This is a genomic window from Streptomyces sp. NPDC086519 (genome assembly GCF_040686075.1).
GTDB classification, from domain to species: Bacteria; Actinomycetota; Actinomycetes; order Streptomycetales; family Streptomycetaceae; genus Streptomyces; species Streptomyces shenzhenensis.
Map to the genome: position 1 here is coordinate 86,149 of NZ_JBFBJL010000031.1, position 25,293 is coordinate 111,441.

Consider the following 25,293-nt stretch of genomic DNA (forward strand, 5'->3'; position numbering starts at 1 on the left):
GGGCCGGAATTCGGGTGTGCGAATGGATCTCGATAGGCTGACCTCACACCACGTTGCCGGATGGCTCAGGCGCGGCGCGTACGCAAGGAGGATCGAGAACTGATGGCAGGCAACTCGGACCCGCTCACGCCGCGGGCCAAGCTGGCCGTGACCGCGGGCAAGGCGGTCGCGGCGGCGTCCCGGGCAGCGGGGCGCGGCAGCGGGTCGGTGATCGGCGGCCGGGTCGCGCTCAAACTCGACCCCGACCTGCTCGCCCGGCTCGCCCAGAACCTGGACGTCACCCTCGTCTCGGCGACCAACGGCAAGACGACGACCACCAGGCTCATCGCCGAGGCGCTGAAGGCCGCGGGGCCGGTCGTCTCCAACGCGCTCGGCGCCAACATGCCGGCCGGCATCACCTCCGCCCTGGCGGGCGGGTCGGAGTCCAAGTTCGGCGTGATCGAGGTCGACGAGAAGTACCTGGCCGGAGTGGCCCGGGACACCGACCCGAAGTGCATCGCCCTGCTCAACCTCTCCCGGGACCAGCTCGACCGCGCCGCCGAGACCCGGATGCTCGCCGAGAACTGGCGCGAGGGCCTGGCCGGGTCGAAGGCCGTCATCGTGGCGAACTGCGACGACCCGCTGGTGGTGTGGGCCGCCTCCTCCTCCCCCAACGTGATCTGGGTCGCCGCCGGGCAGATGTGGAAGGACGACGCCTGGTCCTGCCCGTCCTGCGGTGGCGTGATGCAGCGGCCCGGCGACGACTGGTTCTGCGGTGAGTGCGGGTTCCGGCGGCCGACGCCGAGCTGGGTGCTGTCGGGCGATCACGTGCTCGACCCGCACGGGTCCGCCTGGCCCATCCACCTGCAACTGCCGGGGCGTGCCAACAAGGCGAACGCCGCCTCCTCGGCCGCCGTCGCCGCCGTCTTCGGAGTGCCGCCGCAGGTCGCCCTGGAGCGGATGTACCAGGTGCAGGCCGTCGCGGGGCGCTACGACGTCGTGCAGTTCCAGGGGCGCGACCTGCGGCTGCTGCTGGCCAAGAACCCGGCCGGCTGGCTGGAGACGTTCTCGCTGATCGACCCGCCGCCGGCGCCGGTCATCCTCTCCGTGAACGCGCGCGGCGCCGACGGCACGGACACCTCCTGGCTGTGGGACGTGGACTACACGCGCCTGACCGGCCACCCGATCTTCGTGCTCGGTGACCGCAAGCTGGACCTCGCGGTACGGCTGGAGGTCGCGGGCCAGCACTTCCAGGTCTGCGAGTCGCTGGACCAGGCCGTCCAGATGTGCCCGCCGGGCCGGATCGAGGTCATCGCGAACTACACCGCGTTCCAGGACCTGCGCCGCCGCGTCGGCAACTGACCGCATCAGACATCGGAGTGACGATCCCCTCATGAGCGACAACCAACTGCGGCTGGTGTGGATCTACCCGGACCTGCTCAGCACCTACGGCGACCAGGGCAACGCGCTCGTCGTGGAGCGCCGGGCCCGGCAGCGCGGGCTCGACGTGGCCCGGCTCGACGTGCGCAGCGACCAGCCGATCCCGACCTCCGGCGACATCTACCTGATCGGCGGCGGCGAGGACCGTCCGCAGCGGCTCGCCGCCGAGCGGCTGCGCCGGGACGGGCACCTGTACCGGGCGGTGGAGAACGGCGCCATCGTGTTCTCCGTGTGCGCGGGCTACCAGATCCTCGGCCACGAGTTCATCAACGACCTCGGGCAGCGGGAGCCGGGCCTCGGCCTGCTCGACGTGACCACCGTGCGCGGCACCGGCGAGCGGTGCGTCGGTGACGTGCTCGCCGACATCGACCCGCGCCTCGGGCTCCCCCCGCTCACCGGGTTCGAGAACCACCAGGGCGTCACCCAGCTCGGCCCCACCGCCCGCCCGCTCGCCCGGGTCCAGCTGGGCAAGGGCAACGGCACCGGGGACGGCACGGAGGGCGCGTACAACGACACCGTCTTCGGCACGTACATGCACGGGCCGGTCCTCGCCCGCAACCCGCTCATCGCGGACCTGCTGCTGAAGCTGGCGCTCGACGTGAACGCGCTGCCGCCGATCGACGACCGCTGGTACGAGGCGCTCCGCAACGAGCGCATCGCGGCCGCGCAGCAGCCCGCGTGACCCCTTCGGAACAGCCGCTTCCGGGGCCCGCCTGACAGCGAGTCCGCTCACATGTGCGGGCGCGTCCAGCAGGCGGACGCCCGGTGTGGAAGGCCCCCCTCGCGCCGGTAGGGTGACGCCGATGACAGCCGGACAGCGTGGTCCGGTCCCCGGCCCACGTGGAGAAGGTTGTTTCGGGCTATGCGCATTGGTGTCCTCACGTCCGGCGGCGACTGCCCCGGCCTGAACGCCGTCATCCGGTCCGTCGTGCACCGTGCCGTCGCCGACCACGGCGACGAGGTCATCGGCTTCCGGGACGGCTGGAAGGGCCTCCTGGAGTGCGACTACCTCAAGCTCGACCTCGACGCGGTGTCCGGCATCCTGGCCCGCGGCGGCACCATCCTCGGATCCTCCCGGGTCCAGCCCTCGCACCTGCGGGACGGCGTGGAGCGGGCCAGGGGGCACGTCGCCGAGCTCGGGCTCGACGCGATCATCCCGATCGGCGGTGAGGGCACGCTGAAGGCGGCCCGGCTGATGTCCGACGCCGGTCTGCCGATCGTGGGCGTGCCGAAGACCATCGACAACGACATCGCCGTCACCGACGTGACCTTCGGCTTCGACACGGCCGTGGGGGTCGCGACCGAGGCGCTCGACCGGCTCAAGACCACCGCCGAGTCCCACCAGCGGGTGCTGGTCGTGGAGGTCATGGGGCGGCACACCGGCTGGATCGCCCTGCACTCCGGCATGGCGGCCGGCGCCCACGCCATCGTCGTACCGGAACGGCCCTTCGACATCGAGGAGCTGTCCCGCCGGGTCGGCGAGCGGTTCGAGCTGGGCAAGCGCTTCGCGATCGTCGTCGCGGCGGAGGGGGCGAAGCCGAAGGCGGGCACGATGGCCTTCGACGAGGGCGGCAAGGACATCTACGGCCATGAGCGGTTCGCCGGGATCGCCCGGCAGCTCTCCATCGAGCTGGAGCAGCGGCTCGGCAAGGAGGCACGGCCGGTCATCCTCGGGCATGTGCAGCGGGGCGGCACGCCGACGGCGTACGACCGCGTGCTGGCGACGCGGTTCGGGTGGCACGCGGTGGAGGCGGTGCACCGGGGGAAGTTCGGCCACATGACCGCGCTGCGGGGGACGGACATCGTGATGGTGCCGCTGGCGGACGCGGTGGAGACGCTGAAGACGGTTCCGACCGAGCGGTACGACGAGGCGGAGACCGTGCTCTGAGGGTCGCGGCCGTGCGTGGTCCGCGGGTGCGCATCGGCTCAGCCCCGCGTCCCTGACGGGGCGCTCTCGTGCCCCCCGGTCGTAGCAGTGGCCGGGGACGGTTCTACTCTGGGGTCGGCAGTAAACGCACAAGCCCCCACGAATCAGGAGCCGCCGCATGGATCACAGCGGGCACGGCATGACCATGGATCTGCCGCCGTTCACGCTGGGGCGCGGCCTGGAGTGGTCGGCGGATCCCTTCTTCCTCGTCGCCTGTGTCGCGGCGCTGGCGCTGTACGGGTGGGGCGTGGTGCGGCTGCGGCGGCGCGGGGACGCCTGGTCCGCCGGTCGGACGGTGTCGTTCGTCGTCGGGGTGCTGACCATCATGCTCGTGATGTGCACCCGGCTGAACGACTACGGGATGGTCATGTTCAGCGTGCACATGGTGCAGCACATGATCATCAGCATGCTCTCCCCCATCCTGATCCTGCTGGGGGCCCCGGTGACCCTGGCGCTGCGCGCGCTGCCCGTCGCCGGGAGGGGCCGGAAGGGGCCGCGTGAACTGCTGCTGGCCCTGCTGCACAGCCGCTACATGCGGATCATCACCCATCCCGCCTTCACCATCCCCATGTTCATCGCGAGCCTGTACGCGCTCTACTTCACCCCGCTGTTCGACTTCCTGATGGGCTCCAGGGCCGGGCACATCGCGATGATGGTGCACTTCCTCGCCGTCGGCGTCGTCTTCTTCTGGCCGATCATCGGCGTCGACCCGGGGCCGCACCGGCCGGGGCATCTCATGCGCATGCTGGAGCTGTTCGCGGGCATGCCGTTCCACGCGTTCTTCGGCATCGCGTTGATGATGGCGTCGGAGCCGATGGTCGAGACGTTCAGGAATCCGCCCGCCTCGCTCGGCATCGACGCGCTCTCCGACCAGAACGCGGCCGGCGGAATCGCCTGGGCGTTCAGTGAGGTCCCGTCCGTACTGGTGCTGATCGCCCTGCTGTTCCAGTGGTACAACTCCGAACAGCGCCAGGCCCGCCGCCAGGACCGGGCCGCCGACCGCGACGGTGACAAGGAACTTGAGGCGTACAACGCCTACTTGGCCGCGCTGAACGCACGCAACGGCTGAACGGCTTTCCGCCCGCCCGGCAGCGGAGAGCGTGCCGTCGCCGAGCGGGCCGGCGGGACGCGCGGAGGAAGCCGATTCGTCGTGTGCACCGCCCCCGGAAGCAGAACGGGGCACCATGGGGGTAGTCGGACCATGAGGAGGGTGTCGCGATGCCCGGTTCTGCGAACGGCTCGAACGGTGCCACCAAGACGATGGGGGTGCTCACCGTCGGTGCACTGGTGGTGGTCACGGCCTACACGGTGGCGCTCGGCAGCAACGGCTGGCTCTGGTTCGGATGGGTGGTGCTGGGCCTGCTGACACTGGCAATGGTGGTCACCCAGAGCAACTGACATTCCGGTCGCGCACGCGGCGTCCCCAAGGCGCGCGAGGCCGTGTCCGAAGTGCGGGTGCGGCTGCGGCTGCGGCTGCGGGTGCGGCTGCCGCCGAGTGGACGTGACCAGCCACCACGGCGCCGCGGACGGACAACGGCGCATCGCGAAGCGCCTAGTGCACCCCGGGCTGGTACTTGGGCAGCCGGGCGGTGATCTTCATGCCCGCGCCGGGGGCGGTCTCGATGACGAGGCCGTGGTCGTCGCCGTAGACCTGGCGGAGCCGGTCGTCGACGTTGGACAGGCCGATGCCGCCGGACGGGCTGCTCTCGCCGGCGAGGATGCGGCGCAGCAGGACCGGGTCCATGCCGGCGCCGTCGTCCTCGATGACGACCAGGGCCTCGGCGCCCGCGTCCTGGGCGGTGATCTGGATGTGGCAGGTGCCGGTCTTGCCCTCCAGGCCGTGTTTGACGGCGTTCTCCACCAGGGGCTGGAGGCAGAGGAAGGGCAGGGTGACCGGGAGCACCTCGGGGGCGATCTGCAGGGTGACCGTGAGGCGGTCGCCGAAGCGGGCCCGCACCAGCGCCAGGTAGTGGTCGATGGCGTGGAGTTCGTCGGCGAGGGTGGTGAAGTCGCCGTGCCGGCGGAACGAGTAGCGGGTGAAGTCGGCGAACTCCAGCAGCAGCTCGCGGGCGCGCTCGGGGTCGGTGCGGACGAACGAGGCGATCACCGCGAGCGAGTTGAAGATGAAGTGCGGGGAGATCTGGGCGCGCAGGGCGCGGATCTCGGCCTCGATGAGGCGGGTCCGGGAGCGGTCCAGGTCGGCCAGCTCCAGCTGGACGCTGACCCAGCGGGCGACCTCACCGGCCGCCCGGACCAGGACGGCGGACTCGCGCGGGGCGCAGGCGACCAGGGTGCCGTGGACGCGGTCGTCGACGGTGAGCGGGGTGATCACGGCCCAGCGGACCGGGCAGTCGGGGGTCTCGCAGTGCAGCCGGAACGCCTCACCGCGGCCGGTCTCCAGGGGTCCGGCGAGCCGTTCCGTGATCTCGGTGCGGTGGTGGTCACCGACGCCGTCCCAGACCAGCAGGTTCTCGTGGTCGGTGAGGCAGAGGGCGTCGGTGCCGAGCAGGGTGCGCAGCCGGCGGGCCGAGCGGCGGGCGGTCTCCTCGGTGAGGCCCGCGCGCAGCGGGGGCGCGGCGAGCGAGGCGGTGTGCAGGGTCTCGAAGGTGGCGTGCTCGACGGGGGTGCCGAGGCCGCCGAGGTTCTGGGGGCGTGCGGTGCGGCGGCCGAGCCAGAAGCCGGCGGCGAGGAGCGGGAGCACGGCCACGCAGAGGCCCGCCAGGAACCCGGTCACGCCTTGACCTCCGCGCGCAGCTCTTCCGGCAGGTGGAAGCGGGCCAGGATCGCGCCCGTCTGGGGCGGTACCCGGCCCGGGGTCGCCAGGGAGACCAGGATCATGGTGAGGAAGCCCAGCGGGACCGACCAGAGCGCGGGCCAGGCGAGCAGGGCGTGCAGGCTGCCGGTGCCGGGGAGGTCGGCCATCGTCGCGGCCACCGCGCAGAACGCCGAGCCGCCCCCGGCCAGCATCCCGGCGGCGGCGCCGGGCGGGGTCAGCCGCCGCCACCAGATGCCGAGGACCAGCAGCGGGCAGAAGGAGGAGGCGGACACGGCGAAGGCCAGTCCGACGGCGTCGGCGACCGGCAGGCCGCCCACCAGCACGCTCGCGGCGAGCGGTACGGCCATGGCGAGGACGGTCCCCAGCCTGAAGTGCCGTACGCCGCGGGACGGCAGGACGTCCTGGGTGAGAACGCCGGCGACCGCCATGGTCAGGCCGGAGGCGGTGGAGAGGAACGCGGCGAAGGCGCCGCCCGCCACCAGCGCGCCGAGCAGGTCGCCGCCGAGGCCGCCGACGACCCGATCGGGCAGCAGCAGGACGGCGGCGTCCGTCTCACCGGTGAGGGTGAGTTCGGGGGTGTAGAGGCGGCCGAGGGCGCCGTAGACGGGCGGCAGCAGGTAGAAGAGGCCGATCAGGGCGAGGACGGCGACCGTGGTGCGGCGGGCGGCGACGCCGTGCGGGCTGGTGTAGAAGCGGACGACGACGTGCGGCAGGCCCATGGTGCCGAGGAAGGTGGCGAGGATCAGTCCGTACGTGGCGTACAGCGGGCGTTGCTCGCGGCTCTCGGCGAGCGAGGTGGACATGCCGCCGTTGGTGCCCCGGTCGGTGGCGGGGACGCGGGTGCCCCTGGCGAAGGTCAGCCGGGTGCCCGCGGTGATGCGGTGGGTGCCCTCGGGGAGGGTGACCCGGGTGTCCACGCGCGGGCTGCCGTCGACCGTGCCGGTGACGGTGACCGTGAGGGGGCGGTCGAGCGTGAGGGAGAGGGTGTCCTGGACGTCCACGACGCGCCGGTCGCGGAAGGTGGCCGGTTCGTCGAAGGCGTGGGTGGGAGCGCCGGCGCTCTGCCAGGCGAGGACGAGGAAGAGGGCGGGGACGAACAGGGCGGTGAGCTTGAGCCAGTACTGGAAGGCCTGGACGAAGGTGATGCTGCGCATGCCGCCGGCGGCCACGGTGGCCACGACGACGACGGCGACGATGAGCCCGCCGAGCGCGTCGGGAGCGCCGGTGAGGACCGCCAGCGTCAGCCCGGCGCCCTGGAGTTGGGGCAGCAGATAGAGCCAGCCGACGCCCACGACGAACGCCCCGGCCAGCCGCCGTACCGTCTGCGAGGCCAGCCGGGCCTCGGCGAAGTCGGGGAGGGTGTAGGCGCCGGAGCGGCGCAGCGGGGCGGCGACGAAAAGGAGGAGGACGAGGTAGCCGGCGGTGTAGCCGACCGGGTACCAGAGCATGTCGGGGCCCTGGACGAGGACCAGGCCCGCGATGCCCAGGAAGGAGGCGGCGGAGAGGTACTCGCCGCTGATCGCGGCCGCGTTGAGGCGGGGGCCGACGGTGCGTGAGGCGACGTAGAAGTCGGACGTGGTCCGGGAGATGCGCAGGCCGAAGGCGCCGACGAGGACGGTCGCGACGACGACGAGGGCGACCGCCGGGACGGCATAGCTGGAGTTCATCGGTCCTATCGGTCCTCGACGAGGCGGACGAAGTCCTCCTCGTTGCGTTCGGCGCGGCGCACGTACCAGCGGGCGAGCAGGATCAGCGGGGCGTACAGGCAGAAGCCGAGCACCAGCCACTCCAGTCGGCGCGTCTCGGGGGCGGCGGCGAAGACCAGCGGGAGCGGGCCGACGAGCAGCACCAGGACCGCGAACACGACGAGGGCGACGCGCAGTTGGCTGCGCATGAGGGAGCGGACGTAGGTGTGGCCGAGGGTGGTCTGCTCGTCGATCTCGGTGCGCGCGCGGTAGTAGCCGGAGTCACGGTGGCCGTGACGGCTGCGGCGGGGCGGGCCGGTGACGGTGACCCGGCGCTCGGCGGGGTCGGCGGGCATCGTCAGGCCCTCCTCATCAGCAGGTCCCGCAGCTCGCGGGCGTGGCGCCGGCTGACCTGGAGCTCCTCCGCGCCGACCAGGACGCTCACCGTGCCCGCGTCCAGGCGGAGTTCGCCGATGTGGCGGAGGGCGACGAGGTGGCGGCGGTGGATGCGGACGAAGCCGCGGGAGCGCCAGCGGTCCTCCAGGGTGGACAGCGGGATGCGGACGAGGTGGCTGCCGCGGTCGGTGTGCAGGCGGGCGTAGTCGCCCTGGGCCTCGACGTGGGTGATGTCGTCGACCGCCACGAACTTCGTCACGCCGCCGAGTTCGACGGGGATGTGGTCGGGGTCGGGTTCGTGCACGGGTATCCGGGGTGCGGTGCCGCGCAGTTCGGCGGCCCGCCGTACCGCCTCCGCCAGGCGTTCCTTGCGTACCGGCTTGAGGACGTAGTCGACTGCCTTGAGATCGAAGGCCCTTACCGCGAAGTCCTCGTGGGCGGTGACGAAGACGACCAGCGGGGGCCGGGCGAAGCCGGTGAGCAGCCGGGCCAGGTCGAGTCCGTCCAGTCCGGGCATCTGGACGTCGAGGAAGACGACGTCGATGGCCTCGGGGCCCTGCGGTCCGGACTCCAGCGCGCGGGTGATGCGGCGCAGCGCCTCGGTGGCGTCCCCGGCGCCCTCGACGCTTCCGATGCGCGGATCGGCGTTCAGCAGATAGAGCAGCTCCTCCAGCGAGGGGCGTTCGTCGTCGACGGCGAGGGCGCGCAGCATGAACGGAGTGTAGGCGGCGGAACGCGGCGCTGGACATGTACCGGACGTGGACGTTGGCGCCGGATGAAGTGGTGTTCCCGAAGTGTCCGCGCCCGTGGTTACAGTGCGGGCATGAACAGCGGCACCGCCCCCTTCGACGATCTCGACCGGAAGATCACCACCGCGTTGATGGCGAACGCGCGGACCAGTTTCGCCGAGATCGGCGCCGCCGTCGGGCTCTCCGCGACGGCCGTGAAGCGGCGGGTCGACCGGCTCCGTGAGACCGGTGTGATCACCGGGTTCACGGCCACCGTCAAGCCGTCGGCCCTCGGCTGGCGCACGGAGGCGTACGTCGAGGTGTACTGCGAGGGGGCCGCCCCGCCCCGGCGGCTCGCGGAGGTGGTCCGCAACCATCCGGAGATCACCGCGGCCATGACGGTGACCGGCGGCGCGGACGCCCTGCTGCATGTGCGGGCCCGGGACGTGGACCACTTCGAGGAGGTGCTGGAGCGGATCCGCGTGGAGCCGTTCATCCGGAAGACGATCAGCGTGATGGTGCTGTCGCATCTGCTCCCGGAGAGCCCCGAGGCGGGCGCCACCCACCCCGTGCCGGAGTAAACGCACTGATCCTGCGTTTGTACGATCGGAGACGCAGCATTCCTGCGCAGACACGCAACATTCATTGCTTGTCGCCCGTATCCGACGCTTTCTACCTTGGTGTCAACCCTCAGTCGACACCGCGGGAAAGCGGAGGAACCCCTCTGTGTCCGAAAACCGTGTGCCGCGTCTCAGGCGCTTTCTTGTCTGCGAACCCAGACATTTCGCCGTGCAGTACGCGATCAATCCCTGGATGAACCCCGACACCAGGGTCGACGTCGACCTGGCCCAGGAGCAGTGGACCGCGCTGATCAGCGCCTACCGTGCCCACGGCCACAGCATCGACCGGCTGGAGCCGGTCCCCGGCCTGCCCGACATGGTGTTCGCCGCGAACTCGGCGGTCGTCGTCGGCGGCCGTGTCTTCGGCTCGCTCTTCCACTCGCCCGAGCGGCGACCCGAGTCGACCCACTACGACCTCTGGTTCAAGACCGCGGGTTACGACGTGTACCGCCCGGGCTCGGTGACCGAGGGCGAGGGCGACCTGGTCTGGACGGGCCGGTACCTGCTCGCCGGCACCGGGTTCCGCACCACCCGCGAGGCGCACCGGGAGGCCCAGGAGTTCTTCGGCCATCCGGTGATCAGCCTGACCCTGGTGGACCCGTACTTCTACCACCTGGACACGGCGCTGTTCGTCCTGGACGAGGGGAACCAGAACAACATCGTCTACTACCCGCAGGCCTTCTCCCCCGGCAGCCGGGACGTGCTGCGCCGGCTGTTCCCGGACGCGGTGCTCGCCACCCGCGACGACGCCCTGGCATGGGGCCTGAACTCGGTCTCCGACGGCCGCCACGTCTTCATCGCGCCGCAGGCCGAGACCCTCGCCGCCCGGCTCGCCGACCAGGGCTACGAGCCCGTCCCCGTCGACCTGTCGGAGTTTCACAAGGCAGGCGGCGGCATCAAGTGCTGCACCCAGGAAATCCGCTGAGGACCAGGAGATTCCCCAGATGACCGCACCCGCACGCACCCGCACCTCCGCCGAGCTGATCGAGGCGGAGGGCCCGGTCCTCGCGCACAACTACCACCCGCTGCCCGTCGTCGTCGCCCGCGCCGAGGGCACCTGGGTGGAGGACGTCGAGGGCCGCCGCTACCTCGACATGCTGGCCGGCTACTCGGCCCTCAACTTCGGCCACCGCCACCCGGCGCTGATCGAGGCCGCGCACCGCCAGCTGGACCGCCTCACCCTCACCTCGCGCGCCTTCCACAACGACCGGCTCGCCGAATTCGCCGAACGGCTCGCCGGGTTGACCGGCCTGGACATGGTGCTGCCGATGAACACCGGCGCCGAGGCGGTCGAGTCCGGCATCAAGGTGGCCCGCAAATGGGCCTACGACGTGAAGGGCGTTCCCGCCGACCGGGCCACGATCGTCGTCGCCGCGGACAACTTCCACGGCCGTACGACCACGATCGTCAGCTTCTCCACCGACGAGACCGCCCGCGCGGGCTTCGGCCCGTTCACGCCGGGCTTCAGGATCGTGCCGTACAACGACCTGGCCGCGCTGGAGGCGGCGGTCGACGAGACCACGGCGGCGGTGCTGATCGAGCCCATCCAGGGCGAGGCCGGGGTGCTCATCCCGGACGACGGCTACCTGACCGGGGTCCGTGAACTGACCCGGCGCAAGGGCTGCCTGTTCGTCGCCGACGAGATCCAGTCCGGCCTCGGCCGCACCGGCCGTACCCTCGCCGTCGACCACGAGGGCGTGGTGCCGGACGTGCTGCTGCTCGGCAAGGCGCTGGGCGGCGGGATCGTGCCGGTGTCCGCGGTGGTGGCCCGCCGGGAGGTGCTGGGGGTCCTGCATCCCGGCGAGCACGGCTCGACGTTCGGCGGCAACCCGCTCGCGGCGGCGGTCGGCACGGCGGTGGTCGAGCTGCTGGAGAGCGGCGACTTCCAGCGCCGCGCCGCCGAGCTGGGCGTGATCCTGCGCGACGGCCTCACGGAGCTGGTCGGCAGGGGCGTGGTCGGCTTCCGCTCGCGCGGGCTGTGGGCGGGCGTCGACGTGGACCCGGCGATCGGCACCGGGCGGGAGATCGGCGAACGCCTGATGCGCGAGGGCGTCCTGGTCAAGGACACCCACGGCTCCACCATCCGGCTGGCCCCGCCGCTGACCATCACCGCGGAGGAACTGCGGTCGGCGCTGGGGACGTTGGAGAAGGTGCTGGCGGTCTGAGGCGGACGGCGGCCGCGCCGGTGGGCGCGGCCGCCGCTTCCGCTCAGCCCTTGCCGAGGAGCTTGTTCATCTCCTTGATCTCGGCGTTCTGCCCGGTGACGATGGAGCCGGCCATGCTCGTGGCCGGGGCGTACTCGCCCTTGGCCTTCTCGGTGCCGGCCATCTCGACGGCGCCCTGGTGGTGCTGGACCATCATGGTCAGGAACATCGTGTCGAAGTCCGTCCCCTTGGCCTGCTTCAGCATGGTCATGTCCTTGTCGGACATCATCCCGGCCATGCCGGCGTGACCGCTGTGGCCCATGCCCGCCATGGGCACGTCCTCGCCCCAGGCCTTCAGCCAGCCGGTCATGGCGGTGATCTCCGGGTCCTGCGCCTTCTCGATCCGGGCGGCGAGGTCCTTCACCTGGGCGGAGGAGGCACGGCCGGCGGCGAGGGAGGCCATCTCCAGGGCCTGCTGGTGGTGCGGGATCATGGCCTGCGCGAAGGACACGTCCTGCGCGTTGTGCACCCCGGAGGTGGCGGTGGCGCCTGCCGCTGCCGAGTGGGAGGCGTGCGCGGTGCCGGCGCTGTCGTCGCCGCTGCCGCACGCGGTGAGGACGAGGGCGGCGGTCGCGGTGAGCGCGACGAGGACGGCACGGGTACGCGTGGTGGTCATGCTGGGTCTCCTGCGATAGCTGTGAGTGGGCACGCGGGAGCACGGCCGCCGCGCGGTACGCGCACGGCCGGCTCGGGTGCCGCTAGATCCGCAGGAGCTGGAGTTCGGCCAGATCAGGGGGTGCACGGGCGGCGTCCGGCGCCGGGGCGGGACGGGAGCCGACCGCGCCGGCGGCCACGGGGACGGGGACCGGGTCCGGGACCGGCGCGGGCAGCGCCGGACCGCCGCTCACCGCACCGGAGGCGCAGGTCGCGTCGGCGTGGTGCGCGTGGTCGCCACCGCAGTGGCCGTCGTCGCCGGAGCAGCCGTCGTACGCGGTGACCATGACCGCGGGGTGGGAGACGGCCCGCTCGGGCCCGCCGTGGCGTGCCATGACGCCGCCGGGTGCCAGCGCGTGCATGCCGAGCAGCCCGGCCAGCAGTCCCAGCACGAGCAGGGCGCGCCACCGCCGCAAGGGCGGTCGCGGGGCGGGCTGCTCGGTGGGGCGCATCGCGACCATCCTATGCGCGCCCTGAGAGTGGGCCGGCACAGGTGTGCCCCGGACGGCCGTTTCCGCTCACCGATGCCGTACGTCGACTGTGCTGTTCATAGCTGTTCATACCGGGCCCGGCGAACTTCGGCTTGGGTACGATCCGAAGGCTGACGACGCCGGCAGCAGCGGAGTTCTCCAGCTCAACTGGCCGAAGTGCCCTGGTGGAACCACATCCGCCAGCCCGTTTCAGGCAGTCGCCACACGGAGCTCCTCCGTACTCGACCCTGGTCTCCCCTCCCGCACCAAGCCGCGGGTTCCCGGCGATCGCCGGAGCCGCCCCTTGCCATCCGTCCCGGCCCGCCATAGTCTTACGATCGTAAGATAAACGATCGTAATTCCATGACACAGGGAGTCCGTGATGACGACAGATCGGCCGGTAGCACTCGTGACGGGGGCATCATCGGGGATCGGCAACGCAACCGCTCGCGCCTTCGTCACAGCCGGGTTCGAGGTGATCGGAACCGGACGGAACACCTCGGGACTCACCCCGCCCGCCGGTGTGACCTTCCTCGACCTCGACGTGACCCGTGGCGAATCCGTCACCGCCGCCGTCCGGGAAGTGATCGAACGGTTCGGTCGGATCGACGTCCTCGTCAACAACGCCGGACTCGGCTCGGCCGGCGCGGCCGAGGAGAACTCCGTCGCCCAAGCCCAGAGCCTCTTCGACCTCAACTTCTTCGGTCTCGTCCGCATGACGAAGGCCGTCCTGCCGCACATGCGCGCCCGGGGCCGCGGCCGCATCATCAACCTCTCGTCCGTGCTCGGCGTCATCCCGCAGCCCTACATGGCCCTTTACGCCGCGGCGAAGCACGCCGTCGAGGGCTACTCCGAGTCCCTGGACCACGAGGTCCGCGAACACGGCGTCCGCGTCCTGCTCGTCGAGCCCGGCTACACCCGGACCGCCTTCGACGCCCATGCCGCGCAGCCCGACACGCCGCTGCCGCTGTACGCGGAGCGGCGGCGTGTCTTCGACGAGGTGGTCGCCGCGGCGATGAAGGCCGGCGACGACCCCGCCCTTGTCGCCAAGGAGGTCGTCACGGCAGCCACCGCCCCGAAGCCGAAGCTGCGCTACACCGCCGGACCCCTCGCCTCACGCATCACCACCGCGCGACGCCTCGTCCCCGCCGGGATCTTCGACAGGCAGATCCGCCGATTCAACCGGATGCCCGCCTGACGTCGCGAGGGCGCCGGCTTCGGCCGCCGGCTCGCCGACTTCGAGATTGTCTCCGAGGTCCGCCCGCTGCCCGCGGGCCAGCACTCGTTCATCCTCGGCGCGGGGCGCGTGCCCGAGGTGGACCGGGCGATCGGGCAGATGGGTCGATGGCTCCGCCGGCACCTCGGCAGCTGATGTGGAAGCCGCCCGGACATGCGCATCGTCCGCCGAAAGGCAACCGAGAAGACCACGCAAAGGGATGGCTGACATGAAGGCATTCGTCGTCGAGAAGTACGGCAAGGACGGCGTACGCGCCGCAGACGTTCCAGAGCCCGCCATCCGGGACGGCGACGTCCTGGTCCGAGTGAGCGCCACCAGCGTCAACCCGCTGGACAAAATGGTCCGCAACGGGGAGTTCAAACGACTTCTGAGGTACAAGCTGCCCTTCGTGCTCGGCCACGACGTCGCCGGCGTCGTGACGAAGACCGGGTCCGCCGTGCGCGGCGTGGCCGTCGGCGACGAGGTCTACGCACGCCCCCGCGACCTGCGGATCGGAGGCTTCGCCGAGTTCATCGCGATCGACCAGGACGACGTCTCGCCCAAGCCGGAGTCACTCACCCTCCGCGAGGCGGCCGCGGTGCCGCTGGTGGCCTTGGCCTCCTGGCAGATCCTCGTCGACCGTGCGCATGTGAAGCCGGGGCAGAAGGTGCTCATCCACGCCGGTGCCGGAGGCCTCGGGTCGACGGCGATCCAGCTCGCCAAGCACCTCGGTGCCACGGTGGCGACGACCACGAACAGCCGCACCGGGGAGTTGGTCAGGAGCCTCGGCGCCGACATCGTCGTCGACTACGCCAAGGAGGACTTCTCGAAGGTGCTGTCGGGCTACGACCTGGTGCTGGACTCCGTGGGCGGGGCGAACCTCGAGAAGTCGCTGACCGTACTGAAGCCGGGCGGCCTGGCCATCGGCGTCGTCGGCCCGCCGGACGCCGGCTTCGCCGGGCAACTCGGCGCTCCCTCCTTCATGGGCGTGGTCATGAACGCGCTCAGTCGCAAGGTGCGCATGCGGGCCAAGGCCCTGGGCGTGCGCTATCAGTTCTTCTTCATGCAGGCCAGCGGCTCCCAGCTCCGTGAACTCGGCGCCCTGTACGACAGCGGCCGGCTCCGCCCGGTCATCGACCGAACGTTCCCCTTCGACCAGACGCCCGAGGCGATGGCGTACGTCGAGCAGGGCCGTGTCACAGCCGGGAAGGTCGTGATCTCGATGACCCCCTACGACGAATGAATCGGGCCGGCCGCGGAGAAGGCGTGCCGGGGCTCCAGGACATCGTCGGCACACCATTGGAGTACGTTCGCAATCCAATACGATGGCGAAGTCGGCGGAGGGCAGGTGTCCCTTCCGGCGCACCAAGGGAGCGAGCGCGTGGCGCGTTACGGGAAAGAGCACAAGCAGGCGACGCGGCAGCGGATCATCGAGACCGCCGGCCGCCGGTTCAAGCGGGACGGTATCGACGGCTCGGGCATCTCGACGCTGATGGCGGACGCCGGACTCACCAACGGCGCCTTCTACGCCCACTTCGCATCCAAGGACGACCTCGTGGCCACCGCGGTCACGGACCAGTTGCGCGCGCAGTACGCGAACGTCATCGAGCAGGCGGCCCCCGGCATCGCCGGAGTCGAGCAGATCGTACGGTGGTACCTCTCGCCCCGGCACCGCGACAGTCCCGACGAGGGCTGCCCCTCCGCGGCACTCCTCGATGAGATCGGTCGCTGCGGGGACGAGACCAAGCAGGCGTACACCGACGGCGTGCTCGCCGTCGTCGACGGTATCGCCGCTCGCCTGGCACCCGCCGATCCGCGGTCGGTGCACACGAGGACGCTCAGCGTCTACGCCATGATGGTCGGAACGCTACAGCTCTCCCGCGCCCTGGCCGACCAGCGACTCTCCGACGAACTCCTCGACGAGGGCATCCGCAACGCCCTCACCCTGCTCGGCATACAGGAGTCCCGCTGACGCGCCGCGGCACCACCCGGCAGCCTCGACGGGCCGCTCCACACCACGCCCCCGGCCGAGCGTCCGCCGCTTCGGCGGGGCCTTCTCGCCCTCCACCGCCGCCCCACCGCAAGGATGCGCCCGCCGGCGCACGCTCCCGGCACCTGGCCCACCCCCTTCGGGACGAACGGCTGCTTCGCCGCCGGGCTGCCGCAGCTCTCCGCTCGTCCTCCGGCGGCCGGCTCATCGCACCAGGATGCCCAGCTGGAGGCCGTCGAGGTGGTCATTCCCGTCACAATCTGTCTCCTGTTCAGTCTTCCGCGACGCGGATGATCGTCTTGCCCGGGGTGTGCTTGTCCGGAGCGAACGCGGAGGGCGCTTCGGCGAGCGGCCGCACAGCGCCGACGACCGGCTTGAGCCGGCCGTCCCTCAGCCGCGCGGCGAGATCGGTGAGCCGGGCGCGGTCGGGTTCGACGACGAAGAAGACTGCATGCCCGGCCTTGGGCCGGACCTTCGGCGGCATGACGATGGTGACCAGCGTGCCACCGGGGCGGACCAGCGCGGCCGAGCGGTCCAGGATGTCGCCGCCGATCACGTCGAACACCACGTCGGCCTCGCCGGCGTCCTCCAGTTTCTCGTTCTGCAGGTCGATGAAGGTGTCGACGCCGAGCGCGAGTGCCCTGTCCCGGTCGGAGGCCCGCCCGGTGCCGATGACGCGGGCGCCGGCCTCGCGGGCGAGTTGTACCGCGATCGAGCCGACGCCGCCCGCGGCACCATGGATCAGCACGGTCTGGCCCGTGGCGAGGTGACCGTGGTCGAACAGGCCCTGCCAGGCGGTCAGCCCGGAGATCGGCAGAGCGGCGGCCACGGTGTGGTCGATGTCCGCCGGCAGCGGGGCCAGGTTGCGGGCCTCCACTGCGGTGTACTCGGCGAGCGTGCCGTCACGGGCCCAGTCGGCAAGGCCGAACACCCGCTGTCCGACGCTCAGGCCGGTGGTGCCGTACCCCAGTTCCACGACGACACCGGACAGCTCGTGCCCGGGCACGCTCGGCGTCCGGTCCCGGCCGGCACGATCGGTCCACGTGGCGGGCCAGTCCAGCTCGCCACGGGTGAACCCGGCGGCGTGCACCCGCACGATGACGTCGTTCTCAGCCGCATGAGGGTGGGGCATGTCTGTCAGGGACATCCCGGCCGGACCGGCATGACGGTCTCGCACAGTGATGGCTTGCATAGGGATCCTTACTGCCGAGGGTCGACCCGAGCGCACAGCGCTCGCGAGCGGTGCTCGTAGCGCTTGCAGGTGGATGTATGCCGTGCCGCATGATCGATCTCACCTGCTCTGACGTCTTCTCTGACGTCTTCCTTCGTCGCCCGGCCTGCTTTCTCGACAGGGAGACGGTGGCCCCTCCGGGTGTGACAGCTCAGACGCGCACGAGTTTGTCGGGACGGACGACCCTGCGGTCTGCGGTGACGGAGTAGACCCGTCCTTCGTGGTCGCGCCGATGGCGCGGAGGCTGCCGTTGAACCTCAGGCCGGCGCCCAGCCCTGCGACGACCGGTCCGCCCGTGTGGGCCGGCGACTGGAAGTCGCGTTACAGCGGGCCGAACTTGTTGAGCAGTTTGGTCTTGAGCCGAACCTCGCACCGCACCTCGTCCGGCAGGTGGGCGGCGTTGATCGCCCGGTTGATCTTGGTGGCGAGATGAGGCTCGCCCAGGTGTCTGAGACGGCCCATGCGAACGATCAGATCGACATCCACCGAGCCGAGCGCCAACGCCTTGACGAACACGTCGACCGCCTGCACTGGCCGCCCGGAATGAAGTAGCGAATCTGCCAGCCGTTCATAGTGCTGCGGGTTCCCGGGATCGAGAGCGACGGCTTTTTCGAGCGCGGATACCACCTTCTCGGGTTCATCGGTACGCGAGTACGCCACGGCCAGGTCCCGCCAGATCTTCGGGTTCTTCGGGTACCGGTTGGCCAGCTTTCGCAGCACCCGCGCACCGGCCGTCGGGCGGCCGGAGTCGATGAGCGTGTTCGCGAGATTACCGGTGGCCATTACCTCCGCTTCCTCATCGACTGCTTCTGCGCCAAGCAACGAGAACTCCTTGGCCGCCTCCCGGAATCTACGCAGGCGCTTGTAGGACAAGGCACGCTCATTTCGGGTCAGGAATCGACGCTTGCGGTCCGGTTGCAGAGCGAGAGCTCGGTCGAAGCATTCCACCGCCTCTTCGTCCCGGTCCAGCAGAGACAGGGCCGCACCGTTCATAGTCCATGCGACCGCGTCGCGGTGCCCAGCCGGAATGTCAGACACTTCGGAGATCACCGCTTCGTACTGCCCGTAGTGCAGCATCTGCCGCCAACGATTTTCCCGCCAGAACGCCATGCCGATCGGACCCATGATGGCCATTTTCTGCATGCCGATGGTGGCATATTCTGGAACTGCGACGCCTTCGTCGGGAGCCGTTCTTCGCACTTCTTCTTCAACGGCCGCAAAATCGGGCAACCGGGCGGACAGGTCGGCCACTGCACAACGGTCGGCCAGTGACACGAGTTCCGCGACCGTCTTCCCTTCTGTTATGCCACTCAACATTTCCCGCAGGATGACGCCGAAGGAGTACACATCGGCAGCGGCCGTGAGTTCGGCCTTGGGGTTCTCGGCCTCAGGTGCCCTGTAACGTGGTGTACCGAGCAGCAGTTGGCCATTATGCGCGTTTTCCAGCGATCGGGCCAGCCCGAAATCGGAAACCTTCGGCATGCCGCCGTCGAGCAAAATATTCTCCGGCTTCAGGTCCGCGTGCACCAGCCCGGGCACGACTTCGGCAGCGTGCCGCATCGTCCTGCTGATCTCCAGCGTGTAGAACAACGCCAGGTCCGGAGTGAGGGGTTCCAGGCTGAGCAGATCTCGTAGGTTGACCTCACCGTTCGGCCCTGAAGGCGCCACCGGCATATTCATATAGGGGCGGCCGTCGATTTCCTCCCACCGGCGCCCCTCCCATACTCCCGGAACAATATGGGACAGTCGGACCCAGATGGCGCACTCACGGGTAAACGCCCGACGCGAGGTGGCGTCGAAGAAGAGGTGCGCAGCGAAAGTCTTCAAAGCGACGGGTATGATCGCACCCTTGTCAGGCACGCAGAAATATACCTCTCCCATCCCGCCCTGGCGCATGTTGTAGACGCGCCAGTCACCCAGCTTCGGCAGATCCCCCCGCAGGTCTTCTATGTCGTCCGGAACCCCATACAGTCGGCGTGAAAATCTCGGTATGTCTTCGGCATACCCAGGCCAGGAAAGCGGTCGATCCATGACGGAGGGTGACTCGAGCGGAGCGAACGGGTTTCCCGGCGTGTCGTCAGATGCCATCGAGGGTGTCCAAGACAGGTCCGGGTGTTCGGGCCTGTTCGCGCTCGTCAAGCGTGCGTATCGCGACGCGGCGCACCGCGCCCAGCCGAGATCCCAGCAGGGTAGTCAGTTCTCGGCCGGTGGTGGACGAAGCGTCGAAGACGCCGAGCAGCAGATGGAGTTCGGTGACCGCGGGATCGCCCCGCCCCCAGGCTATGCATCGAGCACGCCGAACGTACTCCCGTTCGCTCCACTCGAACGGAGTGAACGGCTGGCTGGCCGCTGCGGCGGACTCGACATACACCTTGAGCCGACGACGCAACTCGGTCGCGAGCCCCGGCGAGACATCGTCGAGAGTCGCCACGACAGCGCTGCCGCTCAGGTCCAGCAGGGCCAGCAGCAGGTGCGGAGTGAAGAACGCCACGCGGTTCCGTGCGCACCGGGCAACCGCGCGGTCCAGCGCGGCCAGCACCGCGCCGGACAGCGGAATCAAGTTGGCCAGCAGGGTGCGGTGCTGGTCCAGAACAGCCCGTACGTCGACCAGTTGGGCCTGCGTGACCGCGTTGAACAGCGGACTGCCCGCTGTCCCCGCTTCCTTCAGCAATTCCTCCGGCAACAGGACGGCCAGGGTGCGCACCAGTGACTCGATCGGAATGGGGAACGTCGTAGCGTCGAAGCCCTGCCGGTTGACGGCTGCCTTCCACAGCTCCACCGCCTCCCCGTTGATTGGGCTCTTGCCGAACGCAGCTCCGGTGATCGCCTCCGCTATCAGTTCGCCTTCTTTGCCGTTCAGGACCGCTTGGGTCAGATCGACCGCGTGGCTGAATTCGATGTCGGACACGTCGGCGGGGAGCAGCAGTTCCGCCGAACGCTCGGCCGCGGCCTGGCACACCTTTTCCAGGGCGCGCTCGGCCGGCGTACCCAGGATCTGCTGCCCCACATGGCCAATGGCCGCTTTGGCCAGCGGGCCTCCCACGACACGCGCCAGCACCATCGTCCCGCTGAACACCAACTGGGTTTCCCCTCCCCGTTCGTGGCAGCTCGGGGTGGGCCAGGAAGATCTTGCCCGCCCACGCCGGCCGACGCGCACCGTGGTGGACAGCGCACCGGACCGGAACCGGACCAACCTCCAACCAGCATGGCAGGCAGACCAGTTGTTGGGGAGTGGGAACCGGAACGGGGTCGCGATGGCTCCAGGGCTCGGCGTGGCGGTACGGGGAAGCTTCGGCAGCAACGTCGACCCGATCCTGGGACCGGCGATGCGTGTGCCTCCGTCGTGGATGACGACCGCTTCGGCACCGCCGAATCGGCGTGGCCAGGCGCCGGTTACGGTGGCGCGCGGATCGGCCCGTGGCGACGGTGTCGCTTCGTCGGCAGCGTCTGCCCGCGGGGCGCGCGACGACTCAGCGTCCAACCTGGTGAAATCCGACGAGACGATGTTCGATCGACTGTGTCGTCGCGAGGGAATGCCGACGAGCATGTTCAAAGGGGCGGCGGGCTCGTCCGTCTGCTCCGGTCGGACTGGGTTTCCGGGAGGTCGAGTGGTTGCGTCGCCCCCGGGGTTACCTGACAACCCATCAAGTAACTCGGCAAGGGATCAGCATGAGTGCGACCGAACTGGCCACAGATGACGACAGGCGCACATCACCCCGGGCAGTCGTTGATGATCCGACCTGGGAAAACGCCAGTTCCGGCGGGAGCTGGCAAAGTTAGGAGAGAGCCGTGTTCTACTACCTGCTCAAGTACGTACTGCTGGGGCCGCTGCTGAGAGTGGTGTTCCGGCCGCGGATCGAGGGCCTGGAACATGTGCCGTCGTCGGGACCGGCCATCGTCGCCGGCAACCACCTCTCCTTCTCCGACCACTTCCTGATGCCGGCCGTCCTCAAGCGGCGCATCACCTTCCTCGCCAAGGCCGAGTACTTCACGGGGCCGGGGGTGCGGGGCCGGCTGACGGCCTTCTTCTTCCGCAGTGCCGGGCAGATCCCGGTGGACCGCTCCGGCAAGGAGGCGGGCCAGGCCGCGATCCGGGAGGGGCTCGGGGTGCTGCGCAAGGGCGAACTGCTGGGCATCTACCCGGAGGGCACGCGCTCGCACGACGGCCGCCTGTACAAGGGCAAGGTCGGGGTCGCGGTGATGGCGCTGCGGGCCGGCGTGCCGGTGATCCCCTGCGCGATGATCGGCACGTTCGAGGCGCAGCCGCCCGGCAAGGTCATCCCGAACATCCGCCCCGTCGTGATCCGCTTCGGCAAGCCACTCGAGTTCTCCCGCTACGCCGGGATGGAGAACGAGAAGGCCGTCCTGCGTGCCATCACCGACGAGATCATGTACGCCATCCTGACCCTGTCCGAGCAGGAGTACGTCGACGAGTACGCGGCCGTCGTCAAGGCCGAACAGGCGGCGTCCAAGGGCGAGAAGGAGCGCAGGTTCCCACGGGCGCCGCTGAGCTGAACCGGAACGGCTGAGGGGCGGCCGGAGTGTTCCGGCCGCCCCTCGTCGTCGTACCGGAGCGGTTACGGCTGCGGGGTGGCGTGCGGGCCGCAGGTGACGTCCGCGCCGTCCAGCTCACCGGTGAGCAGGTAGGTGTCGACGCGGCCGTTGATGCACGGGTTGACCAGGCCGGTCACGCCGTGCGAGCCGGCGCCCTGCTCGGTGATCAGGCGGGAGCCCTTGAAGCGCTCGTGCAGTTCGACGGCGCCGGGGTACGGGGTGGCGGCGTCCCGCGTGGACTGCACGATCAGCACCGGCGGCAGCCCCTTGTGGGTCCTGACCTCGACCGGGGTCTGCTGCTTGACCGGCCACGTGGCGCACGGCAGGTTCATCCAGGCGTTGGCCCAGGTCATGAACGGGTACTGGGTGTTGAGCTCGGTGTTGTCGCGGTCCCACTTCCGCCAGCTGGTGGGCCACTTGGCGTCGGTGCACTCGACGGCGGTGTAGACGGCGTTGCCGTTCTCCGAGCTGATGTTGCCGGCGGTGTCGGTGAGGTCCGGGGCGGCCGCGTCGACCAGTGCCTGGGTGTCACCGGCGACGTACTTGCTGAACACCGTGGCGACCGGGATCCACGAGGAGTCGTAGTACGGCGCGCTCTGGAAGAAGCCGATCAGCTCGGCGGGTCCGACGACCCCGCCGATCGGGTTCGCCTTGGCGGTGGCGCGCAGCTGGAGCCACTTGGCCTGGACGGCGTCCCGCGTGGTCCCCAGGTGGAAGGCGGAGTCGTGGGCGGCGACCCAGTCCTCCCAGTCCTTCCAGCGGCCCTCGAAGGCGACGTCCTGGTCCAGGTTGGCCTGGTACCAGATGTTCTTCCGCGACGGGTTGACGACACTGTCGACGATCATCCGGCGCACATGCCCCGGGAACAGCGTCCCGTACACCGCGCCGAGGTAGGTGCCGTAGGAGACACCGAGGTAGTTGAGCTTCTGCTCGCCGAGCGCGGCCCGGATGACGTCCAGGTCACGGGCGGTGTTCGCGGTCGTCATCTGCTGGAGCATCGCGCGGCCGGTGCGCTCGGCGCAGCCGTCCGCGTACTGCTTGGCGAGCCCCCGCTGCACGGTCTTGTCGGCCTCGGTGTCCGGCACCGGGTCGGCCTTGGGGGCCTTCACGAACTCCTGCGGGTCCTCGCAGGAGATGGGCGCGGAGTGGCCGACACCGCGCGGGTCGAAGCCCACGAAGTCGTACGCCTTGGAGGCGTTGACCCACAGGGGGTTCTTGTTGGTGACCCGGAGCGGGAAGCGCATCCCCGAGCCGCCCGGGCCGCCCGGGTTGTAGACGAGCGCGCCCTGGCGCTCCGCCGGCGTCCCCGTGCTGCCTATTCGGTCGACGGCGAGCTTGATCTGTTTGCCGTAGGGCTTCGTGTAGTCGAGCGGCACGCTGACCCAACCGCACTGCACGGGCTTGGTCAGGGCCCAGTCGGTGGGGCAGTCGGCCCAGTCGATCCCGGCCTTGGCGGCCCGTGCGGCCGCGACGGCCGCGCCTTGCTGGGCGCGGTCCTGGCCGCCGTGCCGGGCCTCGGCGCCGGCGGCGGGTGCCGCGAGCGCACCGGTGATCAGGCTGGCGGTGACGAGCGCACCGGCCGAACCCAGCGCCAGCACCCGGCTTCTCGATCTGTAGTTGTCCCTCAAGTGGGCCCCTCCCCCTGCATCATGATGAATGGTCAGGGGAGATCCTTCCGGCTGTGAGCCTCCTGAGAACAGGGCCCAACAGCCGTCTTTACCAATCCGATAACCGGACGTTCGGTATCCCGCCCGTCCCGCTGAGCGGATCACCCGCCCAACTGGTCCAACGCCTCGTCCAGCATCCGCCGCAGCCGCAGGGCATCGCCCGCCACCGCAGTCACCAACACCCCGGGCCCGGCGAGTGGAGTGAGCGCGGCGCACTCCCCCAGCATCCGCGCCCCCATCGGATCCGTCTCGAACTCCGGTCGTACGACGACGAGTTGCCCTACCGCGCGATGTCCCGCGAGCACGGCGGGCCCGTCCCAGCCGCCGGGCGCCCCGGGCCCGCAGGCCAGTTCCTGATCCAGCACGGCCTTCTGGGCCACACGCACGGTGAGCCGGCTGCTGAGCCGCCCGGGTTCCTCCCCCACCCGTCCGAGCACCTGCTCCTCCCGCAGCACGAGCCGACCGCCCGCCCCGACATCGACCTGGGTGCGGACGCGCAGATCACTCCCGCCCGCGGAGATCAACTGCTCCGGCAGCCACCGCAGTTCACCCTCGTCGGCGACATCGAGCCGAACGTCGTAGCGCGCCTCCTCCTTGCCCTGCCCCGGCAGGGCGATGGTCGCGGCAACCGACCCGACACACAGCCGGGCCCCTGCCTCGACCCGGGCCTCGATGCCGAACCGGTCCCCGCCGAGCGGCCCGCTCATCGCCCCGACGACCATCACCCGGGCCTCGGCACCGCTCCCCCGGGTACGCCGCAGCGCGAGCGGCCCCTCCCCCTCCAGCACGGGAAGCGAGGTACCGCCCCGCCCGTCGTCCCGGGCGACGATCCGGGCGACGGCGCGTACCCCCGTCCCCGTCATACGGCCCACGCCGCGAGCCGTTCCCGCACCCACGCGGCCACGTCCGCGACCCCGGTCTCGCCGCGCAACGACTGGAACACGACGGGCAGTCCGGCCCGCTGCGCCTTGGCGTCGGCGGCCATCCGGGCCAGATCCGACCCGACGTGGGGCGCCAGGTCCGTCTTGTTGACGACAAGCAGGTCGGCCGTGGTGACCCCCGGCCCGCCCTTCCGCGGAATGTCGTCCCCTCCCGCCACGTCGATCACGAAGATCTGCGCGTCCACGAGCCCCTTGGAGAAGGTGGCGGTGAGATTGTCCCCACCGGACTCGACGAGGATGAGGTCCAGCGGCCCGACCTCGTCCTCCAGGTCCTCCACGGCTTCGAGGTTGGCCGAGATGTCGTCCCGGATCGCCGTGTGCGGACAAGCCCCCGTCTCGACGGCGGCGATCCGCTCCGGCGGCAGCACGGCCTCCCGCAGCAGGAACTCGGCGTCCTCGCGGGTGTAGATGTCGTTGGTGACGACGGCGAGGGACAGCTCGTCACGCAGGGCCCGGCACAGGGCGGCCACGGTAGCGGTCTTCCCGGACCCGACCGGCCCCCCGAGCCCGATCCGGAGAGCTCGACGGGATCCGTCGGGCCGATGGGCGTCGGCGCTGAGGGCGGCGGGACCGTGGTGGTGATCGTGATCGAGATGCATGTTTCGCTCCTTGTTCAGCAGGATCTGTGTTTCCACCCGTCCGACGACCTGCACCCCCATCAGCCCGTCCGGCGCTTGAGGACGAAGGCCAGCCCGCGCCCCCACCCACCAGCCCGTCCGGCGACCGTGACACCGGGCCAGGGCCCGTGGCGCTCGCTCCTCGGCGTGCCCTGGAGTTGATCCCCCCGGCGCGGGAAACCCCGCACCCGGGCCCAC

24 protein-coding genes are annotated in these 25,293 nt (G+C 70.4%); 12 read left to right on the forward strand and 12 right to left on the reverse strand.

Features of this window, described 5'->3' with window-relative positions:
* The first annotated feature begins 102 nt into the window (after positions 1–102).
* From AB0P24_RS27560 to AB0P24_RS27580, 5 genes are all read left to right on the forward strand, one after another.
* A complete protein-coding gene (locus AB0P24_RS27560) occupies positions 103–1,341 on the forward strand; it encodes a MurT ligase domain-containing protein (protein ID WP_181802780.1) in 1,239 nt (412 codons plus the stop codon).
* 31 nt (positions 1,342–1,372) lie between these two features.
* Positions 1,373–2,101 (forward strand): type 1 glutamine amidotransferase, encoded by a 729-nt coding sequence (locus tag AB0P24_RS27565; protein WP_093505915.1) that lies wholly within the window; start codon positions 1,373–1,375, stop codon positions 2,099–2,101.
* 180 nt (positions 2,102–2,281) lie between these two features.
* A complete protein-coding gene (locus tag AB0P24_RS27570) occupies positions 2,282–3,307 on the forward strand; it encodes a 6-phosphofructokinase (protein WP_365798508.1) in 1,026 nt (341 codons plus the stop codon).
* A 157-nt stretch (positions 3,308–3,464) separates the two neighbouring features.
* Positions 3,465–4,415, forward strand: a complete 951-nt coding sequence (locus AB0P24_RS27575; RefSeq protein ID WP_365798510.1) for a cytochrome c oxidase assembly protein — start codon at positions 3,465–3,467, stop codon at positions 4,413–4,415.
* Positions 4,416–4,564: 149 nt separating this feature from the next.
* On the forward strand, positions 4,565–4,744 hold the full coding sequence (locus tag AB0P24_RS27580; protein WP_181802784.1) for a hypothetical protein: 180 nt from the start codon (positions 4,565–4,567) through the stop codon (positions 4,742–4,744).
* Between the two features lie 154 nt (positions 4,745–4,898).
* Here the strand turns inward: AB0P24_RS27580 and AB0P24_RS27585 are convergent, their stop codons facing one another.
* From AB0P24_RS27585 to AB0P24_RS27600, 4 genes are read right to left on the reverse strand one after another with little or no spacing between them, the layout of a single operon-like run.
* Positions 4,899–6,080: a histidine kinase gene (locus AB0P24_RS27585; protein ID WP_365798513.1), complete on the reverse strand. Its 1,182-nt coding sequence runs from the start codon at positions 6,078–6,080 to the stop codon at positions 4,899–4,901.
* Positions 6,077–7,789, reverse strand: a complete 1,713-nt coding sequence (locus tag AB0P24_RS27590) for a cation acetate symporter (protein WP_365798515.1) — start codon at positions 7,787–7,789, stop codon at positions 6,077–6,079. The genes AB0P24_RS27585 and AB0P24_RS27590 overlap by 4 nt, the downstream gene beginning before the upstream one ends.
* Positions 7,790–7,794: 5 nt before the next feature.
* On the reverse strand, positions 7,795–8,163 hold the full coding sequence (locus AB0P24_RS27595) for a hypothetical protein (protein WP_365798517.1): 369 nt from the start codon (positions 8,161–8,163) through the stop codon (positions 7,795–7,797).
* Positions 8,164–8,165: 2 nt separating this feature from the next.
* The gene (locus AB0P24_RS27600; RefSeq protein ID WP_365798519.1) at positions 8,166–8,915 is read right to left on the reverse strand and encodes a response regulator transcription factor; all 750 of its coding nucleotides are present in this window, start codon (positions 8,913–8,915) and stop codon (positions 8,166–8,168) included.
* 111 nt (positions 8,916–9,026) lie between these two features.
* Here AB0P24_RS27600 and AB0P24_RS27605 point away from each other — a divergent pair, with 111 nt between their 5' ends.
* From AB0P24_RS27605 to rocD, 3 genes are all read left to right on the forward strand, one after another.
* Entirely contained in the window at positions 9,027–9,512 is a 486-nt protein-coding gene (locus tag AB0P24_RS27605; protein ID WP_181802789.1) for an Lrp/AsnC family transcriptional regulator, read from the forward strand.
* Positions 9,513–9,657: 145 nt separating this feature from the next.
* A complete protein-coding gene (gene ddaH, locus AB0P24_RS27610; RefSeq protein WP_365798521.1) occupies positions 9,658–10,476 on the forward strand; it encodes a dimethylargininase in 819 nt (272 codons plus the stop codon).
* A 19-nt stretch (positions 10,477–10,495) separates the two neighbouring features.
* Positions 10,496–11,716, forward strand: coding sequence for an ornithine--oxo-acid transaminase (rocD, locus tag AB0P24_RS27615; RefSeq protein ID WP_365798523.1), 1,221 nt, complete (start codon positions 10,496–10,498; stop codon positions 11,714–11,716).
* Positions 11,717–11,759: 43 nt separating this feature from the next.
* Here rocD and AB0P24_RS27620 read toward each other — a convergent pair whose 3' ends face one another.
* Together AB0P24_RS27620 and AB0P24_RS27625 are read right to left on the reverse strand one after the other, a co-directional pair.
* On the reverse strand, positions 11,760–12,371 hold the full coding sequence (locus tag AB0P24_RS27620; protein WP_365798525.1) for a DUF305 domain-containing protein: 612 nt from the start codon (positions 12,369–12,371) through the stop codon (positions 11,760–11,762).
* A gap of 82 nt (positions 12,372–12,453) precedes the next feature.
* Complete coding sequence (locus AB0P24_RS27625) at positions 12,454–12,861, reverse strand: DUF6153 family protein (protein WP_365798527.1); 408 nt, start codon at positions 12,859–12,861, stop codon at positions 12,454–12,456.
* A 400-nt stretch (positions 12,862–13,261) separates the two neighbouring features.
* On the opposite strand from AB0P24_RS27625, the gene AB0P24_RS27630 reads away from it, so the two are divergent.
* The 3 genes from AB0P24_RS27630 to AB0P24_RS27640 all read left to right on the forward strand — a co-directional run bounded on the left by AB0P24_RS27630 (position 13,262) and on the right by AB0P24_RS27640 (position 16,067).
* A complete protein-coding gene (locus tag AB0P24_RS27630; protein WP_365798529.1) occupies positions 13,262–14,077 on the forward strand; it encodes an oxidoreductase in 816 nt (271 codons plus the stop codon).
* Positions 14,078–14,324: 247 nt separating this feature from the next.
* Entirely contained in the window at positions 14,325–15,338 is a 1,014-nt protein-coding gene (locus AB0P24_RS27635; protein WP_365798531.1) for an NADP-dependent oxidoreductase, read from the forward strand.
* Between the two features lie 138 nt (positions 15,339–15,476).
* Entirely contained in the window at positions 15,477–16,067 is a 591-nt protein-coding gene (locus tag AB0P24_RS27640; RefSeq protein WP_365798533.1) for a TetR/AcrR family transcriptional regulator, read from the forward strand.
* Between the two features lie 289 nt (positions 16,068–16,356).
* Here the strand turns inward: AB0P24_RS27640 and AB0P24_RS27645 are convergent, their stop codons facing one another.
* The 3 genes from AB0P24_RS27645 to AB0P24_RS27655 all read right to left on the reverse strand — a co-directional run bounded on the left by AB0P24_RS27645 (position 16,357) and on the right by AB0P24_RS27655 (position 20,395).
* Entirely contained in the window at positions 16,357–17,277 is a 921-nt protein-coding gene (locus tag AB0P24_RS27645; protein WP_365798535.1) for an NADP-dependent oxidoreductase, read from the reverse strand.
* Positions 17,278–17,637: 360 nt separating this feature from the next.
* The gene (locus AB0P24_RS27650; protein ID WP_365798537.1) at positions 17,638–19,404 is read right to left on the reverse strand and encodes a protein kinase family protein; all 1,767 of its coding nucleotides are present in this window, start codon (positions 19,402–19,404) and stop codon (positions 17,638–17,640) included.
* On the reverse strand, positions 19,394–20,395 hold the full coding sequence (locus AB0P24_RS27655) for a hypothetical protein (RefSeq protein WP_365798539.1): 1,002 nt from the start codon (positions 20,393–20,395) through the stop codon (positions 19,394–19,396). The genes AB0P24_RS27650 and AB0P24_RS27655 overlap by 11 nt, the downstream gene beginning before the upstream one ends.
* A 710-nt stretch (positions 20,396–21,105) precedes the next feature.
* Between AB0P24_RS27655 and AB0P24_RS27660 the strand changes: the two genes are divergently transcribed.
* Entirely contained in the window at positions 21,106–21,831 is a 726-nt protein-coding gene (locus tag AB0P24_RS27660) for a lysophospholipid acyltransferase family protein (RefSeq protein WP_365798541.1), read from the forward strand.
* Between the two features lie 62 nt (positions 21,832–21,893).
* On the opposite strand, the gene AB0P24_RS27665 is transcribed toward AB0P24_RS27660, so the two are convergent.
* The 3 genes from AB0P24_RS27665 to ureG form a co-directional block, all read right to left on the reverse strand.
* Positions 21,894–23,498 carry an alpha/beta hydrolase gene (locus AB0P24_RS27665; RefSeq protein WP_365798543.1) on the reverse strand — a complete coding sequence of 535 codons (1,605 nt, stop codon included), beginning with the start codon at positions 23,496–23,498 and terminating at the stop codon, positions 21,894–21,896.
* Positions 23,499–23,638: 140 nt separating this feature from the next.
* Positions 23,639–24,400, reverse strand: coding sequence for an urease accessory protein UreD (locus tag AB0P24_RS27670; protein ID WP_365798545.1), 762 nt, complete (start codon positions 24,398–24,400; stop codon positions 23,639–23,641).
* Positions 24,397–25,077 (reverse strand): urease accessory protein UreG, encoded by a 681-nt coding sequence (gene ureG, locus AB0P24_RS27675; protein WP_365798547.1) that lies wholly within the window; start codon positions 25,075–25,077, stop codon positions 24,397–24,399. The genes AB0P24_RS27670 and ureG overlap by 4 nt, the downstream gene beginning before the upstream one ends.
* Positions 25,078–25,293: the final 216 nt, after the last annotated feature.

Coding starts and splice junctions, on each gene's coding strand:
- AB0P24_RS27600 (WP_365798519.1), bottom strand. CDS start 8,915: ATGCTGCGCGCCCTCGCCGTCGACGACGAACGCCCCTCGCTGGAGGAG.
- AB0P24_RS27595 (WP_365798517.1), bottom strand. CDS start 8,163: ATGCCCGCCGACCCCGCCGAGCGCCGGGTCACCGTCACCGGCCCGCCC.
- AB0P24_RS27625 (WP_365798527.1), bottom strand. CDS start 12,861: ATGCGCCCCACCGAGCAGCCCGCCCCGCGACCGCCCTTGCGGCGGTGG.
- ureG (WP_365798547.1), bottom strand. CDS start 25,077: ATGCATCTCGATCACGATCACCACCACGGTCCCGCCGCCCTCAGCGCC.
- rocD (WP_365798523.1), top strand. CDS start 10,496: ATGACCGCACCCGCACGCACCCGCACCTCCGCCGAGCTGATCGAGGCG.
- AB0P24_RS27605 (WP_181802789.1), top strand. CDS start 9,027: ATGAACAGCGGCACCGCCCCCTTCGACGATCTCGACCGGAAGATCACC.
- AB0P24_RS27565 (WP_093505915.1), top strand. CDS start 1,373: ATGAGCGACAACCAACTGCGGCTGGTGTGGATCTACCCGGACCTGCTC.
- AB0P24_RS27580 (WP_181802784.1), top strand. CDS start 4,565: ATGCCCGGTTCTGCGAACGGCTCGAACGGTGCCACCAAGACGATGGGG.
- AB0P24_RS27620 (WP_365798525.1), bottom strand. CDS start 12,371: ATGACCACCACGCGTACCCGTGCCGTCCTCGTCGCGCTCACCGCGACC.
- AB0P24_RS27635 (WP_365798531.1), top strand. CDS start 14,325: ATGAAGGCATTCGTCGTCGAGAAGTACGGCAAGGACGGCGTACGCGCC.
- AB0P24_RS27575 (WP_365798510.1), top strand. CDS start 3,465: ATGGATCACAGCGGGCACGGCATGACCATGGATCTGCCGCCGTTCACG.
- AB0P24_RS27670 (WP_365798545.1), bottom strand. CDS start 24,400: ATGACGGGGACGGGGGTACGCGCCGTCGCCCGGATCGTCGCCCGGGAC.
- AB0P24_RS27560 (WP_181802780.1), top strand. CDS start 103: ATGGCAGGCAACTCGGACCCGCTCACGCCGCGGGCCAAGCTGGCCGTG.
- AB0P24_RS27570 (WP_365798508.1), top strand. CDS start 2,282: ATGCGCATTGGTGTCCTCACGTCCGGCGGCGACTGCCCCGGCCTGAAC.
- AB0P24_RS27650 (WP_365798537.1), bottom strand. CDS start 19,404: ATGGCATCTGACGACACGCCGGGAAACCCGTTCGCTCCGCTCGAGTCA.
- AB0P24_RS27630 (WP_365798529.1), top strand. CDS start 13,262: ATGACGACAGATCGGCCGGTAGCACTCGTGACGGGGGCATCATCGGGG.
- AB0P24_RS27590 (WP_365798515.1), bottom strand. CDS start 7,789: ATGAACTCCAGCTATGCCGTCCCGGCGGTCGCCCTCGTCGTCGTCGCG.
- AB0P24_RS27645 (WP_365798535.1), bottom strand. CDS start 17,277: ATGCAAGCCATCACTGTGCGAGACCGTCATGCCGGTCCGGCCGGGATG.